The sequence below is a fragment of the Clostridium yunnanense genome, from assembly GCF_016595795.1.
Lineage (GTDB): Bacteria > Bacillota > Clostridia > Clostridiales > Clostridiaceae > Clostridium_AR > Clostridium_AR yunnanense.
In genome coordinates, this window is record NZ_JAENHN010000010.1 from 280,746 (window position 1) to 296,747 (window position 16,002).

Genomic DNA, 16,002 nt, shown 5'->3' on the forward strand with positions numbered 1-16,002 from the left:
CCTACTTATTAGTTTTTTCATCTAGAAGCTTTCTTAGTTCATGAATTTCATCTACGCTTAATTCTTCTTCTCTAATAAAATTTGATAGAAGGAGCTTGAGAGATCCACCATAAATTTTCTGTACAAAAGTTTTAGTTTCCTGACTTTTTAAATCTTTTTCAGATATTAAAGGACTATATTTATAGGTTGTAGATGTTTTATCCACATCCACAGCACCTTTTTTTACCAGTCTTGTTATTAGTGTGTGGATAGTTTTTGGACTCCATTCGCTATTATCTTTTAAAGCATCAACTATTTCTGATGAAGTACATAGCTTTTTTGACCATATTACCTCCATAACTTCCCACTCAGAATCAGATATTTTGGGTAATTTACTCATTTTTCATCCTCCTACAATTGTAATCCTAATTTCATCCTACAACTGTAGGAGAGATTTGTCAATAGTATTAAAGTCAGAGGTAAGTGAAGCAATATTCATATAAATTGTTGTTTACTTTGTTTTTTGGAAAAATTGAAATGTAGGGATTTATAAAAAATATTTAGTTTAATTAAGAGATACATATTTAGGAGTGAGTCTCTAGTGCAACTATTAATTTATACATGGGAAATCTCTATAGGATTCCTAACTCAACTATGTAAGCTATACGTGACCGATAATCCCCAGAAGCCGGAATTATCGAACAAGTATAACTTAAGTTTCGATGTAGGAATCCTTTATATATTCTTAAGGTAAATATAAGAATCTGATTATATAAAATTCCAGGAATGGGTGGTATTATTTATATAAACATAATATGTAAGTAAAAGGGCTATAAAATATTTTAATTCAAAAGGGGAGAATTATAATGAAAAACAAATCCATATTAATAATCATTTCTGTATTAACACTTTGTATATTTATTATTACTGGATGCTCTAACAGTTCAAAGAAAACAGAAGAGGCTAAGGCTTCGGAAAGTACAGCTCAAGCTACAGCAGAGAAGTTTTTGTATGAGTTTTATGAAGTGAAATCAAGTAAGGAAGCATCAGAGGAGATGCAAACTCTTGATAATATTAGTAAGGCTCATGATAAGTTCAAAACTGTAACTACACCTAAGGCTTTAGAGTCATTGATTGCAGATAGATTTTATACTAGAAGTCTTAAGTTTTGCGCTACAAATAAATGCACTGTAAAAGCTACTAAGGTAGAGTTTGAGAAAACCTTTGAGGACAAGAAGGAAGGTAAGTTTGGATTTGACTATACTGCATCGGTAGAAGTAGCTTATGATAAAGATCAGAAGGTTGAAAAAGATACAGAAAAAGGTTATATAGGACTTGTTTATGAGGATAATCAGTGGAAAGTATACTCTTATACAATAAATAATTACGCGAAGATGCTTTATAAATAGAGTAAAAGTATTTAAATAAAAGATACATGAAAATGTACAATATAAAAATAATAAACAAGCCATCCACTATTAATTTTAGCGGATGGCTTGTTATTTCTGAGCATCATTATATTATTGTGGATACACTAAGTTCTTTTCAGTTATAACTTCTAGAACTTCTTTTAAGAATTTATTTGCTAGATATTTAGCCATTGGAAGATTCATATCCAAATAGTTTCCGCAGTCTCTAGCTGATGCACCAGGAATTTCACCTTCAAAATCAGCAACAAATTGATACATTTCTTTTAGTAAACCGACAATATCTTTTGACTCATAATCACCTTCAAGTATTATATAGAAGCCAGTTCTGCAGCCCATTGGTCCAAAGTAAACAGTCTTTGATGCATAAGTCTTGTGGTTTCTTAAGAAAGTAGCACCTAAGTGTTCAAATGCATGCATTTCTGCAGTGTTCATAACAGGTTCAAGGTTTGGTCTAGTCATTCTTATATCAAAGGTTGTAAGAATTACATCTTTAAAATTATCTTTTCTTGATACATATACACCTGGAAGTAAGTCCAAGTGATTTACTGTAAAGCTTGCGATCTTCTCCATTTTAATCACTCCTATTAATTTAAAAAGTATAATAATTATAATACTTTTCTTTGATTTTATCATCAAAATCTTTGTATAGCATCAATATATTTTCTTGAGTTTTGACAAAGCTTATAGAAATTTAGGCTAAGTATCATAACGAAAAACATAGAGTTTCAATATAAAACATAAGCTTTTTTAAAGGAACTACGCACATATATTCATAGCTTTTATAGATGTATCAATTCGTAAAAAAGCTTATTATTTTTAAATTCTCTCACCAGAAGCCGTGAGAGTTTTAAAAATAGATTTCGGTTCGAAGTGGTACATCTTTAGACATAAATATGATGTATATAATAACATATTCAAAAGTATATCAAAGTATTCCAATAAGTTTAATAAATTTTATCATTTTGAGTTTATATAGTCAAGGATAGGGAGTAATGAAGATATATTAGAGAGCTTTCATTTAATACAATTTTATATTGTCTGGCCATGCTTTTTCTCTCGCTATTCTCCAAGTCTTATCGATGTATTGATGAGTGTAGGCTTGTTCAACTAAATGATACTTATAGGTGCCTTTTTTGGTTAGTTCATAACCTTCTTCTGTTTTGCGTATAAGTCCTAGGAGTATTCCAAGTCTCAATTCAAATTTGAATATTTGTTCTAAGTTGTTATTAAAGAGCTGCTTAAAGTTATCATTGTTTATTTTTAAAGTGTAGGAATTCCAAAATAACCAATAAAGTGCACGAGTTCTTTTTGTAAAATTTAAGGTGAGGGCAGTTGGAATATTATCGTTGTTTACACAGGTTATATATTCTTCTACTGAAAAGGTATTAACTTTAAATATATGGCTTAAAAGTGTAGTAGCACTTGGACCAAAACCTATAAAATTATCTCTTGTAACAGAAGAATATTTGGGTATATCTTTTTTGCCAAAAGTCCACACAGCAGTTCTGGTGCATTGAAGCTTCTCACTTACCGTTTCAAGATATTCAAGAAGTTTCTTTTTATCCCTTTTTCCTAAAGGTTTACTTTTGTTATTTGCATAGGAAAAATCAATAAAAGGATAGGTTGAAACTTGAGTCGCTCCTGACTTAAATGCAATAGTAAAATCATTTTCTAAATCTTCCTTGGTTTGTCCGTCTATGCCAAAGATTAGATCAACATCTATGGTGGTGAAGCCCGCATCCGCTATGATTTTTACTTTATCAGCACCAGAAATATATTCTCTGCCTAAAACCTTTAGGCATTTCTCTTGAAAAGATTGAATACCTATACTAACCATGTCAAAGCCAATGTTTTTTAATTTTAGAAGAGTCTCTTCATTAACATCTCTTGGGTGGAGTTCTATGCCTATATTGGAGGTTATATTAAAATTATTTCTAAGTGAATTCATTATATCGGCAAGTTCTTCGACCATAAGCGCTGGTGAACCACCACCAAAATATACACTGGTTATTTTATTTGCTTTATTTTTTATTCTCCCAGCCATGTTGATTTCTTTTATTAAAGCATCTTTATATAAAGCTGCCAGAGACTTATCATACTTTACCTTGTTGTAAGGGCAGAAGGGACATAAAGTATTGCAAAACGGGATGTGCACATATATACCTAATTCTGGTACATCCATATTAAGCTCATAGTTGGTTTTATTTGTAAAAATGAATGGCTTAAAAGATCTTGTAAAAAGCAACCTTAAGAAGTCTGTAATCATTAACTAACCCTCCTAGACGTATTTTAAGTAAGTTCTTATCATATCAAGAATTACTCTAACATTCCCTTTGCAAAGAAGAGAAAATTCAACTGCAAAAAGATATCCGCATTTATCACAAAGTCCATCAATTTCGACGCATCTGCCACAGACAAATCTCTGTTTGTTTTCAGAAACTAAACATTGATAACAAGGCCTTTCCCATTTGTTTTTAAGGTAATAATCTAAGGCTGAGTAGAGATTGAATACTGGGTAACCCCCACTTATCATGGATTTAATTGAATTAACAGCTTGTACTTTTTGATCGTTTGTAAGAGAGAGGTGTTCTGTACCTTGGTAAGGGGTATGGAAGTTAAAGGATATCGAGCTTAGGTTTGGAGTTTCTTTGACTAATTTGCATAAGGGTTCAATGTCTTTATAATTTATATTATTTACAGCCATATACACGCAGATATTAGAAGAATTTGCTTTAGAGATATTGTTTAGAATAGTATCAAAAGTATTGCCTCTTATCAAATTATGATTTTTCTTAGTTCCATCAAGGCTTAGAAATATTACGTCAGCTTCAGGAAGGTCCAAATCAATAGTACCATTAGTGACAATATTTACGACTAAAAAGCCAATTTCCTTTGCTTTTCTTATAAGATCGCGTATTGTCCTGCCTTCATAGTTCCAGGTTAAGGTTTCACCACCGCAGAAAAATAGTATTCTAATCCCCTCGTTATATAGATTGTTCATTTCCTCCAATATATCGTTGTAAGGATACATGATTTTATTTATATTATTAACAGCACAATGCTTACAACTTAGATTACAAAAATCCGTAAGAATTATGGTACCTAAGATTGGTTTCTTCATTTTGAAAAGTATAGTTTTCATTCCGAAGACACCTAGACTCATAAAAGATTTCATTTTCAAATATTTCACCTTCTTTTCATAAAATTATTGAATAAATTGATATTTTTATAAGTATCTATTTAATTAGAATCTTGTAAGAATAATTATACATATATGGATAATTAGCTCTTATGGTGTAATTTTACACTAAAAAATATAATTATTCAATCCCATTGTATTTTTTTATAAAGTGGTAAATCCATATAGATCAATATAAAGACAGAACATATGCAATATATCTGCGCTGTCTTTTGTTTTTTACTATAAAAGTATATTTAAGTTAAGAAGTAAAAAGAAATAATACCGATAAATAATAACATTAAATGTTGTTTTACAAATATTGATATGTATATCATTTAATGATATAGCTGATATTTAGAAGGATGATACTTATGGCACGAAAAGAATCTGTTGAAATAGGAGAGTTAATTGATACAGCTTTGTACATCTTATCAAGCGTGATAGAAGAAAAGCATGGTTACTTGATATGGTTAAGTGCAAATTATGGCAGTAAAAAAAGGAAAGTCTAGAGATATTGAGCCATGTCAAATAAATTTGATTTATTAAAGTACTATTCGTAACTGAATGGTGCTTTTTTAATGTATAAGAAAGTATAAAAATTTTAGGTATCTAAACCTGGATATTTCAATGGCTTTAGAAGTTTTTTATTTATATAAGAGAGATGTTTCGTTATAATATAGATATAATTAATATTAAGAATAGTTCGATAATTTAAATAGAGAAAATCTTAATAAATTAGTTGATTAAGTAAAGCTGTGTAGCTTCAAATTAAAAATGTTTACCTATATATCAGTGAGTTTATAAAGTATAGAGGGAGGAAAATTAATGGAGAATTTAGGTTTTTATAATGGTGAGTATGATTTGATTGAAAATATGAAGATACCAATGAATGATCGCGTATGCTATTTTGGCGATGGAGTATATGATGCTACATATAGCAGAAATCATAAGATATTTGCATTAGATGAACATATTGATAGATTTTATAACAGTGCAGAGCTATTGTCTATTAAAATGCCGTACACAAAGAATGAATTTAAAGATTTGCTACAAGAGATGGTTAAGAAAGTAGATTCAGGAGAACAGTTTGTATATTGGCAGGTTACAAGAGGAACTGGAATGCGTAATCATGCTTTTCTCGGGGATGAAGTGAAGGCAAATGTTTGGATACTGCTAACTCCACGTGCTATTAAGGATATGTCAAAGAAAGTAAAACTAATTACTTTAGAAGATACTAGATTTTTACACTGTAATATTAAGACTTTAAATCTATTACCAAATGTCATAGCAGCACAAAAAACTGAGGAGGCAGGCTGTGATGAAGCTATATTCCATAGAGGGGATAGAGTTACAGAATGTTCTCATAGCAATGTTTCGATAATAAAAAATGGTGTTTTTAGAACGGCACCAACAGATAACTTGATTTTGCCAGGAATAGCAAGGGCGCATATAATAAAGATGTGTGAAAGGTTCAATATACCTGTAGACGAAACTCCATTTACTTTGAAAGAGTTAATGGAAGCAGATGAAGTTATAGTCACAAGCTCAGGGCAGTTTTGCATGAGTGCTTGTGAGGTAGATGGGGTTCCGGTAGGAGGAAAGGCAGCAGAGATAGTTAAAAATCTGCAGGCAGCATTACTTGAAGAATTTTTAGAGCAAACAAAATAAGTTCTAGAATATGCTTAATTAAGCAATAGGAATTAACAATATTTTAAATGGGTTTAAATATATAAGATATAATATAGAACTAATGGAGAGCTATCTTGAATAAAGATATGGCTCTCTTTCTTTATCAATTAAATGAGTAATATTACAAGATATTGGTATATGAAATGTATGGAGACGCATATATTCAGAATAGATTCCTTTATTAGCCTTTGAATAAATAGAAGGCAAGTGTATAGAAAAGCACTTTTGAGATGATCAGCAATATGAAAATATACATACAAAATAGGAATTTAAATAATAAGAAACGAATAAACTTTTGAATAGAAAGGGGGGAATAAAATGGCAAAGAACAAGAGAGGTAAAGGTATCAAAAAAATTCTTAATTGGAGAGGAACTTGCCCTGTTTGCAAAAGAGGTGGTGTTAAGCTTCTTTGGGATAAAGTTACTGATAACGGAACTATAAAAGTTTGTAAAGTATGTGTAAATAAATAAAAGTATCATTAAGTGGATCAGCCATAGATTTAATTTAAATAAACCTATGGTTGATCAAGTAATTTTCTATTGGGACAAATTCATTAATTGTTATACATCTTAGCATAGTAATGTTTATAATCACCTGAAGTAACATTTTCTATCCATTGTCTATTATCTAAATACCACTGAATAGTCTTAATGATACCAACTTCGAAAGTAGTTTCTGGATACCAGCCTAAATCTTCTTTTATCTTATCTGGAGCTATGCCGTACCTTCTATCATGACCTTTTCTATCTTCTACATACTTTATTAAGTCTTCTGTTACAGTGTTATCAACATTATCATGGATATATGCTATGACAGTCTTAACTATTTGTATATTGGTTCTTTCATTATGGCCGCCAACATTATATACTTCACCGATTCTTCCATTTCTAATAACCATATCTATAGCTTTGCAGTGATCTTCTACATAAAGCCAATCTCTTATATTTAATCCATCACCATAAACAGGTAGATCTTTATGGTTTAAGCAGTTGTTAATAAGTAGTGGTATTAATTTTTCTGGGAAATGATATGGTCCGTAGTTATTTGAGCATCTTGTTATAGTTACAGGCATATTGTAAGTATCAGAATAAGCTTTTACCATAAAGTCAGCTCCAGCTTTGCTTGATGAATATGGGCTGTGAGGATCAAGTGGAGTTGTTTCCATAAAGTAACCTGTTTCTCCAAGTGAGCCATATACTTCATCAGTAGATACTTGATGGTATCTTACGCCTTCCTTCCATCCACTTTCTCTTTCCCAAGCATTTTTAGCGCAATTTAAAAGGTTAACTGTTCCTAAAACATTAGTCTGAGCAAAGATTTCAGGTTCCTTTATACTTCTATCAACATGAGACTCAGCAGCAAAATTAACAACATAATCTATATCGTATTTTTCGAAAAGTGTTGTAACTAAGTCCTTGTCACAAATATCTCCTTGCACAAATATATGATTAGGATTTCCCTGAACCTCTTTTAGGTTTTCAAGATTACCTGCATAAGTTAATTTATCTAAATTAATTATTGTTATGTCAGTATATTTTTTGAGCATGTAAAGAACGAAATTTGAGCCTATAAATCCAGCTCCTCCTGTTACTAAATAAGTTTTCATAATAAGTCTTCTCCTCTCAATATATCTATTTAAAAAACTATCCGGATAAAGTTTTTTCGATATTAAAATAAGTATAGTCTAAAGATATCTTGCTATGGATGTATCACTTCAACTTTAAAATATAAATTTTATTACAGACTGGTACATACATATTACTTATGACATATAAATAACCCAGCATATTTTGATACTTTAAATATGCCTGTTTTTTCAACTTTTGCTTTAACATATTTTTCAAACTCATCATATCTACCAGCTAGTATCTCATGCTGATTTCCATGACAAGAGAGTATATAATCCAATAAAGGCTTGTATTGATCTATAATTAATTTATCTTCGTAGATAAGTTTATCTATATTAGGAAAGTAGTCTATAAGTTGAGGTTCTCCGTTTTCTAAGCCGAAGATCTCCTCTAAATGCACCTCTGATAAAGATATTCTGCTGTCAAAGCTCTTTGTAAGATTTTCAATCTCTTTCATATGCTTTAATCCATAGGTACTGCAATAAAAATGACCACCTTTTTTTAGAACTCTTTTTATCTCTGAAAAAGCCTGCTTTCTATCTTTAACATAGAAAATCATGTGATTTGCAACTACTTTATCAAAGCTTTCATCTTCATAGGGTAAGTTAGTACAATCTACTATGTGAAATTTTATATTTGTATTTAAACTTTTTAGATTTTCTTTGCTATCATTTAGCATTCCATGGGAAATATCAGATAATATTATCTCTGAGTCCTCTGGAATCTTATCCTGAGATTTCTTCCAAAGCTGACCATCACCGCAACCTATCTCAAGAACCTTATCTTTCTTCGAAGTATCTATTTTATCAAATAACCAATTGAACCAGCCATATTTATTTACACTGAACTTGTCGTGAAGATTTATTCTTACCTTTAAATTTCTAGAATCCTTATATTGGGTTGATAAATCTTTCTCCATGTTTGTAACATGTATTATGTCAACTATTTTGTTCCAATCGGGATCTTCTTCCTCGATTACCTTTTTAGCCTCAATAATTGATTTTTTTATAAGCTCCAGATGTTCTATTTTACTTCTTACCATTTCAAGTTGCAGTTCTAGTGAGTCTCTTAAACTATCAATCTTTGAATCCTCTGATACAACCAAAGCTGCAATATCCTCTAAAGAAAAGCCTAAGTACTTTAAGGTTAGTATAACCTGAAGCTTTGCAAAATCTTCATCAGTATATAGCCTATATCCAGCTTCACTGAGGCTTGATGGCTTTAATAGTCCTTTGTTATCATAAAATCTTATGGTTCTTATGGTGACTCCTGCTTTTTTAGCAAATTCACCTGCTGTGTAAAAATGTTTATCTCTCATAATATTTATCACCCAACTTAATTATAAGCGGTTACCTTAGGTAAGGGTCAATAGTTTAATTTTTTACTGTAAAAAATTAAACTATTGACAATGGTTATATGGGGAAAATACAATTATTGGTAATATATAAAGTAATAAAAGAGAAAGTAGTTGTTAAAGAAGGAAACAGAAAGAGAGGTAAAGATGGAAGATAAAATATTATGTGTTCTAGCTCAATATGACGAAGAAACTCAGCAAAAACTAAAGGATATTCAACAGGTCTTACTTGAAAATGGTTTTGTAGGAAGACAAACAGCTGATGTACCCTATCACATGACCCTTGGAACATTTAAATTATCTGATGAGGAAATGCTTAGGGAAAAAGTAAAGTCAGTATCTAAGAATTTTAGAGGCTTTGATATAAGATTAAATAATATCGGATTGTTTGGACTTGATGTTTTATTTATAGCACCTTTAGTAAATTACGACCTTCTAAATTTGCAGAAGTTTTTCAGTGATGACAACGGGTGGACAGCCCATACAACACTATTAATTGATGATCATGAAGTGATTCACAAAGCATTACCGATTGTAGCAGAGAACTTTAAAAGTTTTGAGGGTAGAGTAGAGTCGATCAGTTTATATGAGTTCTGGCCAACTCGTTTAATGTTAGAAGAAAACCTATTATAAATCATATTTATGGATGTACCACTTCGTAATGAAGTTTATTATTTTTAAATTCTCTCACCAGAAGCCGTGAGAGTTTTAAAAATAGATTTCGGATCGAAGTGGTTCATCTTTAATAAAAGTGGTTTGCTTATGAAAGAAAAATGCTTATGGCTAATTTTCTTAATAGAGCACTAACAAAAAAAGCCTCACCAAAATCTAAACTAAAGATTTTAGTGAGGCTTTTAACTTAAAATCAAGCCTTCCATCTACATACAGTTTCCTCAAAAATGTCAATCAAAATAAATAGAGCAAAACCTAATAGACTCAGTATTATGATTCCTGTATACATTTCATTATAGTCAATTCTACTCCAGGCATCTAGGATATAATATCCCATACCATACTGAGTTCCGTAACCTTCGGCAAAAAATAAAATAGACAGCGCAGTTCCTATTGAAAGTCGTACGCTGGTAAGTAATTCTGGCAAAATTGCTGGTAAGGTTATATGTGTGAATATCTGAAGCTTTGAAGCGCCAAGACTTTTTAAGGGGTTGTAGGTTTCTGAGGGAATATTTAGAACTGAATCCCTAACTGCTACAATAATCTGAAATACAAGTATCAACACGATAATAAATATCTTTGATAAATCTCCTAAGCCAAATAACAGCATTACTACTGGAAGTAGCGCTGTTTTTGGTATTGGATAAGTAAAGTAAACTAGCGGATTAAGTATTTTATTCCATGCATTTGAGTAGGCCATAAGAAGACCAATTAAAATCCCTACAAATAAGGAGATGATGAGTCCATATCCAACCCTGTATAGACTGACTAAAATATGTATATAAATCTTTTCGCTTAATATGATGCTCATGTTAAGATATATATCCGTAGGCTTCGGAAGTACCCTCATATGAATTACGCTAGCAAGAAGGTACCATAGAAGGTTAAACAGCACAAAACCTTGGACAAATAGCTTGATTTTCTTTAATGCCTTCATATTTTCCATCCCTTTTTTATTATAGTTCTAAGATATGAAGATAATTTTAGATATTCTTCATTTTCTCTTAAATTATCAGTATTAAACAAAGGATTATCTATTATTTTCACTATGGTACCAGGACAGTGGGACATAATCACAATTTTTTTTCCCATATAGATAGCCTCTTCTATACTATGAGTAACAAATAAGGTAGTTGTCTTATACTGATTCCACATATCAATGAAAAGCTCTTGAGCTTCTTCTCTTGTTAAAGCATCTAATGCAGAGAAAGGTTCGTCCATTAAAAGCAAATCAGGATTCATGATAAAGGCTCTAGCAATAGCAACTCTTTGCTTTTGTCCGCCGCTCAGTTCATTGGGATATCTGTTCCTTAATGAATAAATATCTAATTTGTTTTGGATGTAATCAATTCTTTCATTAATGGAATCATCCAGGGCAATCCCTTTTATCCTAAGAGATAAAGTACAGTTTTTTTGAACGTTTTTCCAAGGAAGTAGTCCAAAGTTTTGAGGTATAAAACCGATATTATGTTTTTTCGGAGACAGATTTTCACCATTTAGTGTTACTTCACCTTGATAGTCCTTTATTATGCCGCTTAGTACATTAAGTAAAGTAGATTTACCACAACCTGAGGGGCCAATAACCGCATATATGTCTCCAGGGGTAATTTTCATACTGACAGGACCAAGAGCTGTTACTAAGTTTTCCTGAGATTTATAGCTTGCTGAAAGATTCTTTATATTGAGCATAGAATGCCTCCATAAGATTTACTTAATTCCTATATCATTCATTAAATCTTTAGGGATTAGAGTCTTTTTAACAAGACCATTTTTTGTTCCCCAATCTATTACAGACTGAACTTCAGCTTCCTTAGGCAAAGTGTTTTTTCTAAACTTAGGTAGTTTAATCTTACCTTTCATATCCTCAGGGTAACCTACTGTTTTGATAATAGTTGCTTCATATTCTGAGATTTTTGTACTGTTTATGTAATCAACAGCCTGGTTATAAGCTTTATAAAATGCTCTTATTTCAGCACCCTTACCGTCTATTGCCTTCTGTGTAAATGCTGTTACTGAAGGGTATGTAGCTAAACTGCTAGCACTACCAAGTAATATTCCTCCATCACTTAGAGCAAGTGATGCAAAAGGTTCTGGAAGAAGTGCCGCATCAACATTGTTATTTCTTAGCATCTCAAGTCTTGTAGGAATAGCAGGGACCATAGATTTTTTTGCATCCTTAGGGTCAAGAGAATTTTTTTCTAATATTTTATCAAGAGTGTATTCTATGGAAGTCTTTTCAGAGATAGCTACACTTTTGCCTTTAAGATCGCTTATTGATTTTATTCCGGATTTTTGATTTGCTATAAGCATAAAATCGCCATCAGTAATGCCTGTTATCTTTACATCAAAATCAGCATTTTGATAAAGGGAGATAGCTATTTCATCACAAATAACTCCATCTAGAGTTCCAGCTTGAAGGGCTGCATCCCTATCTTTTGAATTTTTGAACCCTTGAAAATTAACTTCAACACCTTCGTTTTTGAAGTAACCTTTTTCATTGGCAATTACAATAGGTATTACATCAACTGATGATACTGCACCAAAATTTAGAGTTTGCTTAGATGCAGAAGAGGTAGTAGTAGCTTTCTCCTTTACAGGCGAACAAGCAGTTAGCGATAACACAAGAGTAGAAGCTGTAATAATAGTTAGTATTTTTTTTAGTTTAAGCATTTGTATCCTCCCATTTTTTAAATAAAGTATTTTCTATAGAAAGTGAATCTAATATCTTTCCAACAACAAAGTTAATTAAGTCATCCATACTTTGAGGCTTATGATAAAAGCCTGGCACAGCTGGTAGAATAGTGACTCCAAGCCTTGAAAGCTTTAGCATATTTTCAAGATGTATTGCATTCAGTGGTGTTTCTCTAGGAACTATAATAAGTTTTCTATTTTCTTTTAAAGAAACATCTGCGGCTCTGCATAATAAATTTTTAGCTAAACCCATGCTGATTTCTGCTAAGGTTCCCATTGAGCAAGGAAGTATAATCATAGCATCAAATTTATAGGAACCGCTAGCAACTCCAGAAAATAGATTGTTTATATCTTCAAGCTTTAAATGTTCATATTTTTCTTTTAAATCCATTATCCATTCTTCAATATCAATTGAGGTTTCGTATTTCATAACTTTTTTACCATTGTCAGTGCATATTACATGAACAAAGATTTCTTTTTTTAATAGTTCTTCAATTAACCTTATTGCATATATACTTCCACTGGCACCTGTGATTCCAATAACTATTTTTTTCATATGTAATCTCCTTTGAATGATTTATGCTTTTTCAAAGCTCATTAGAGCATCGGAATAGTGACACATCATTTTTAATTAAGGGCATTGATGCAGCCTGATTTTTAAATTAGCGCATCGATAACTCCACATATTAAAAATGTAATGCTGATTATCTGATTTATGCCGTAAGAGGCTATTTTTACATTGGTCAAATTATGTGGTGAAACCATCTTATGTTCAGCAATAAACAAAATAGAGATGATTAAAAGTCCAATGTAATAGATAAATCCTAACTGGCTACTTAAAATTCCTACTATAACTAATAAGCCTAAGGTTATACCGTGAAAAAGAGTAGAGATATGCAGAGCATTTTTTACTCCAAATCTTGCAGGTATTGAATGGATTCCATTAGCTGTATCAAATTCATAATCCTGTGCTCCGTATATTATATCGAAGCCTGCAACCCAAAGAGTATTAGCGGCTCCCATAAAAAGAGGAAGCCAAGAGATTTTTCCTGTTATTGCAAGCCAAGCTCCAACAGGGGCAGCGGCTGAGGTTATACCTAGAACCAAGTGACAAGCCCAAGTGAAACGCTTTGTATAGGAATAAATGACCATCAAAAATAATGCTATTGGTGATAGAATTAAGCATAATGGATTTAGCATTGCTGCAGAAATAACCATTAGTAAAAAGCAGCCTATAACAAATAGTATTATTTCCTTCTTTTTCATCAAGCCTTGAGGTAACTGTCTTGTAGCTGTTCTTGGATTCTTAGCATCTATTTCAGCATCAATAACTCTATTGATAGCATTTGCTCCGGTTCTTGCACCCATAAAGGCAAGCAGTATCCAAAATATCTTGTAAGGAGAAGGAAGTCCATTACTAGCTAGTAGCATAGAAATTAGCGCAAAAGATAAAGAAAAAATTGTGTGGGAAAACATAACTAGTATTCCGTAGTCATGGATTTTTTCTATAGCTTTATTCAATATCATATTCAGCCCATCTCCTTGAAACAAGATCTTTAATATCATCTGACATTTCTATGTCGTCTGGCCATTCTCTAGTATGACCTTCACTTGGCCACTTTTTAGTAGCATCAATACCCATTCGATAACCGTAATGAGGAAGGTTAGATGCATGGTCAAGAGCATCTAGAGGACCTTCAGAAATAACTACATCTCTTTTGGCATCAATATTATTAAAGACCTTCCAAGCTACAGTAGATATATCCTGCGGTCTTACATTTTCATCAACAACAATTATCATTTTTGTATACATCATCTGACCGATACCCCATAGGGAGTTCATTATCTTCTTAGCATGTCCAGGGTAACGTTTTTTGATAGAAACAATAACACAATTATGGAAAACTCCTTCAAGTGGAAAATTAAAATCAATTATTTCAGGGTATTGCATCTTTAATAAAGGCAAGAAAATTCTTTCTGTAGCTTTACCCATGTAACAGTCTTCCATAGGTGGTTTACCTACAACAGTAGCCGGGTATACTGCCTTCTTTTTATGAGTTATGCAAGTTACATGAAATACTGGATAGTAATCAGCAAGAGAATAATATCCTGTATGATCGCCAAAAGGCCCTTCAAGCTTTAAATCTTCATTAACATCAACATAGCCTTCTATAATAAATTCAGCATCTGCTGGAACATATATATCATTGGTTATAGATTTAACAAGCTTTACCGGAGATTTTCTTAAAAAACCTGCAAACATCATCTCATCTATTGCTTTAGGAAGTGGGGCTGTAGCAGAATATGTAATAGCTGGATCACAGCCTAGAGCAACTGATACAGGCATCTTTCCACCTAGAGTTTTATATTTTTCATATATTTCACGGCCATCTTTATGTAAATGCCAGTGCATACCTGTTGAGTTTTTATCATAAACTTGAAGTCTGTACATACCTGTATTTTGGATTCCTGTTTCAGGGTCTTTTGTCATAACAAGTGGAAGTGTTATAAAGCGTCCTCCATCCCCTGGCCAGCACTTTAATATTGGAAGTGTTGATAGATCGGGATCATGTTCTATAACTTCTTGGCAAGAACCTTTAGTAGGCAGTTTTATAGGAAATACAGTTGCCATTCTCGTAAGTCTTGGAAGAGATTTTATTTTTTTCATAAGACCAAGATAATTAGACATGTCTATAAATTCTTCTATATCATTTCCAATGTCGTCTAGTTTTTCAACACCTAGAGACATACTCATTCTTTCATAAGTTCCCATAGCGTTTATAAGAACAGGGTAGTCTGATCCTTTTACATTTTCAAATAGTAGAGCAGGTCCATATTTCTTTGATACTCTATCAGTTATTTCAGTAATCTCTAGTTCTGAGTCTACTTCTGTTTTTATTCTTTTTAGCTGGCCTTTTTCGTCCAAGTGTTTAATAAAATCTTGCAAATCTTTGTAAGCCATAAGTTTTCTCCTCTTGTAAAATGTAGATTAATATATTTTAAAATATTGTAATTGGGTTAAAAAACCTTATTCGAGTTTTCAAACCTAACTTAATACCTTCCTTTATTATAAGTAGAAGAGTATGAACTGTATTAAAGGTAGATTTGAAATTTGATATTGAATTTTACCTAGGAATATCAACCCATATATTATAGTACATCAAAATAATAATACACTACAAGTTTAATTGAAAGGTTCTCTCAAAAACAAATTTCAGTTTATATACTGCGACTATTCATTGGAAGAGTAGCAAGAATTCACTTAGTTATGGAATTATGTTATTTAAAAAACAAGATACTATAGATTACGCATTATATAAATAATAAAGTATAACTGATTAGCATAGGGGAAATATTAAAGCTTAGGTAATTTACTT

At 31.8% G+C, this 16,002-nt stretch carries 16 protein-coding genes and 1 pseudogene; 5 read left to right on the top strand and 12 right to left on the bottom strand.

The annotated features are described in order from the left end of the window. Position 1: 1 nt before the first annotated feature. Positions 2-379, bottom strand: coding sequence for a BlaI/MecI/CopY family transcriptional regulator (locus JHL18_RS04420; RefSeq protein WP_200266520.1), 378 nt, complete (start codon positions 377-379; stop codon positions 2-4). Between the two features lie 466 nt (positions 380-845). Here JHL18_RS04420 and JHL18_RS04425 point away from each other — a divergent pair, with 466 nt between their 5' ends. Then, positions 846-1,388 (top strand): hypothetical protein, encoded by a 543-nt coding sequence (locus JHL18_RS04425; RefSeq protein ID WP_200266521.1) that lies wholly within the window; start codon positions 846-848, stop codon positions 1,386-1,388. A gap of 111 nt (positions 1,389-1,499) precedes the next feature. Here the strand turns inward: JHL18_RS04425 and JHL18_RS04430 are convergent, their stop codons facing one another. From JHL18_RS04430 to JHL18_RS04440, 3 genes are all read right to left on the bottom strand, one after another. Then, a complete protein-coding gene (locus JHL18_RS04430) occupies positions 1,500-1,979 on the bottom strand; it encodes an S-ribosylhomocysteine lyase (RefSeq protein WP_200266522.1) in 480 nt (159 codons plus the stop codon). Between the two features lie 448 nt (positions 1,980-2,427). Next, a complete protein-coding gene (locus JHL18_RS04435) occupies positions 2,428-3,675 on the bottom strand; it encodes a radical SAM protein (protein ID WP_200266523.1) in 1,248 nt (415 codons plus the stop codon). Between the two features lie 12 nt (positions 3,676-3,687). Then, positions 3,688-4,551, bottom strand: coding sequence for a radical SAM protein (locus JHL18_RS04440; RefSeq protein WP_338025445.1), 864 nt, complete (start codon positions 4,549-4,551; stop codon positions 3,688-3,690). A gap of 410 nt (positions 4,552-4,961) precedes the next feature. Here JHL18_RS04440 and JHL18_RS04445 point away from each other — a divergent pair. From JHL18_RS04445 to JHL18_RS04455, 3 genes and pseudogenes are all read left to right on the top strand, one after another. Next, a pseudogene (locus JHL18_RS04445) lies at positions 4,962-5,057 on the top strand (PadR family transcriptional regulator); the annotation flags it as partial. A 358-nt stretch (positions 5,058-5,415) separates the two neighbouring features. Next, positions 5,416-6,258, top strand: a complete 843-nt coding sequence (locus tag JHL18_RS04450) for a D-amino acid aminotransferase (protein ID WP_200266527.1) — start codon at positions 5,416-5,418, stop codon at positions 6,256-6,258. A gap of 339 nt (positions 6,259-6,597) precedes the next feature. Further along, positions 6,598-6,750: a hypothetical protein gene (locus JHL18_RS04455; protein ID WP_200266529.1), complete on the top strand. Its 153-nt coding sequence runs from the start codon at positions 6,598-6,600 to the stop codon at positions 6,748-6,750. Positions 6,751-6,833: 83 nt separating this feature from the next. On the opposite strand, the gene rfbB is transcribed toward JHL18_RS04455, so the two are convergent. Both rfbB and JHL18_RS04465 read right to left on the bottom strand, forming a co-directional pair. Further along, positions 6,834-7,886 carry a dTDP-glucose 4,6-dehydratase gene (gene rfbB / locus JHL18_RS04460; protein ID WP_200266531.1) on the bottom strand — a complete coding sequence of 351 codons (1,053 nt, stop codon included), beginning with the start codon at positions 7,884-7,886 and terminating at the stop codon, positions 6,834-6,836. A gap of 152 nt (positions 7,887-8,038) precedes the next feature. Continuing rightward, positions 8,039-9,226 carry a MerR family transcriptional regulator gene (locus tag JHL18_RS04465; RefSeq protein WP_200266532.1) on the bottom strand — a complete coding sequence of 396 codons (1,188 nt, stop codon included), beginning with the start codon at positions 9,224-9,226 and terminating at the stop codon, positions 8,039-8,041. Between the two features lie 183 nt (positions 9,227-9,409). Here JHL18_RS04465 and JHL18_RS04470 point away from each other — a divergent pair, with 183 nt between their 5' ends. After that, positions 9,410-9,895: a 2'-5' RNA ligase family protein gene (locus JHL18_RS04470; RefSeq protein ID WP_200266533.1), complete on the top strand. Its 486-nt coding sequence runs from the start codon at positions 9,410-9,412 to the stop codon at positions 9,893-9,895. Positions 9,896-10,127: 232 nt separating this feature from the next. Here JHL18_RS04470 and JHL18_RS04475 read toward each other — a convergent pair whose 3' ends face one another. The 6 genes from JHL18_RS04475 to JHL18_RS04500 all read right to left on the bottom strand — a co-directional run bounded on the left by JHL18_RS04475 (position 10,128) and on the right by JHL18_RS04500 (position 15,587). Further along, positions 10,128-10,871, bottom strand: coding sequence for an ABC transporter permease (locus JHL18_RS04475; RefSeq protein WP_200266534.1), 744 nt, complete (start codon positions 10,869-10,871; stop codon positions 10,128-10,130). After that, positions 10,868-11,623, bottom strand: a complete 756-nt coding sequence (locus JHL18_RS04480; protein ID WP_200266535.1) for an ABC transporter ATP-binding protein — start codon at positions 11,621-11,623, stop codon at positions 10,868-10,870. Before JHL18_RS04480 ends, JHL18_RS04475 begins: the two co-directional genes overlap by 4 nt. Positions 11,624-11,641: 18 nt before the next feature. After that, entirely contained in the window at positions 11,642-12,604 is a 963-nt protein-coding gene (locus JHL18_RS04485; RefSeq protein ID WP_200266536.1) for an ABC transporter substrate-binding protein, read from the bottom strand. Continuing rightward, positions 12,597-13,181: a UbiX family flavin prenyltransferase gene (locus JHL18_RS04490; protein WP_200266538.1), complete on the bottom strand. Its 585-nt coding sequence runs from the start codon at positions 13,179-13,181 to the stop codon at positions 12,597-12,599. The genes JHL18_RS04485 and JHL18_RS04490 overlap by 8 nt, the downstream gene beginning before the upstream one ends. Positions 13,182-13,282: 101 nt before the next feature. Continuing rightward, a complete protein-coding gene (locus JHL18_RS04495; protein ID WP_200266540.1) occupies positions 13,283-14,152 on the bottom strand; it encodes a UbiA-like polyprenyltransferase in 870 nt (289 codons plus the stop codon). After that, positions 14,139-15,587 carry a menaquinone biosynthesis decarboxylase gene (locus tag JHL18_RS04500; protein ID WP_200266542.1) on the bottom strand — a complete coding sequence of 483 codons (1,449 nt, stop codon included), beginning with the start codon at positions 15,585-15,587 and terminating at the stop codon, positions 14,139-14,141. The genes JHL18_RS04495 and JHL18_RS04500 overlap by 14 nt, the downstream gene beginning before the upstream one ends. Positions 15,588-16,002: the final 415 nt, after the last annotated feature.

What these genes read in the sequence shown, in the direction of transcription:
- JHL18_RS04425 (WP_200266521.1), top strand. Translation starts at nt 846, where the DNA reads ATGAAAAACAAATCCATATTAATAATCATTTCTGTATTAACACTTTGT.
- JHL18_RS04495 (WP_200266540.1), bottom strand. Translation starts at nt 14,152, where the DNA reads ATGATATTGAATAAAGCTATAGAAAAAATCCATGACTACGGAATACTA.
- JHL18_RS04485 (WP_200266536.1), bottom strand. Translation starts at nt 12,604, where the DNA reads ATGCTTAAACTAAAAAAAATACTAACTATTATTACAGCTTCTACTCTT.
- rfbB (WP_200266531.1), bottom strand. Translation starts at nt 7,886, where the DNA reads ATGAAAACTTATTTAGTAACAGGAGGAGCTGGATTTATAGGCTCAAAT.
- JHL18_RS04450 (WP_200266527.1), top strand. Translation starts at nt 5,416, where the DNA reads ATGGAGAATTTAGGTTTTTATAATGGTGAGTATGATTTGATTGAAAAT.
- JHL18_RS04500 (WP_200266542.1), bottom strand. Translation starts at nt 15,587, where the DNA reads ATGGCTTACAAAGATTTGCAAGATTTTATTAAACACTTGGACGAAAAA.
- JHL18_RS04465 (WP_200266532.1), bottom strand. Translation starts at nt 9,226, where the DNA reads ATGAGAGATAAACATTTTTACACAGCAGGTGAATTTGCTAAAAAAGCA.
- JHL18_RS04455 (WP_200266529.1), top strand. Translation starts at nt 6,598, where the DNA reads ATGGCAAAGAACAAGAGAGGTAAAGGTATCAAAAAAATTCTTAATTGG.
- JHL18_RS04420 (WP_200266520.1), bottom strand. Translation starts at nt 379, where the DNA reads ATGAGTAAATTACCCAAAATATCTGATTCTGAGTGGGAAGTTATGGAG.
- JHL18_RS04430 (WP_200266522.1), bottom strand. Translation starts at nt 1,979, where the DNA reads ATGGAGAAGATCGCAAGCTTTACAGTAAATCACTTGGACTTACTTCCA.
- JHL18_RS04470 (WP_200266533.1), top strand. Translation starts at nt 9,410, where the DNA reads ATGGAAGATAAAATATTATGTGTTCTAGCTCAATATGACGAAGAAACT.
- JHL18_RS04490 (WP_200266538.1), bottom strand. Translation starts at nt 13,181, where the DNA reads ATGAAAAAAATAGTTATTGGAATCACAGGTGCCAGTGGAAGTATATAT.
- JHL18_RS04440 (WP_338025445.1), bottom strand. Translation starts at nt 4,551, where the DNA reads ATGAAAACTATACTTTTCAAAATGAAGAAACCAATCTTAGGTACCATA.
- JHL18_RS04475 (WP_200266534.1), bottom strand. Translation starts at nt 10,871, where the DNA reads ATGAAGGCATTAAAGAAAATCAAGCTATTTGTCCAAGGTTTTGTGCTG.
- JHL18_RS04480 (WP_200266535.1), bottom strand. Translation starts at nt 11,623, where the DNA reads ATGCTCAATATAAAGAATCTTTCAGCAAGCTATAAATCTCAGGAAAAC.
- JHL18_RS04435 (WP_200266523.1), bottom strand. Translation starts at nt 3,675, where the DNA reads ATGATTACAGACTTCTTAAGGTTGCTTTTTACAAGATCTTTTAAGCCA.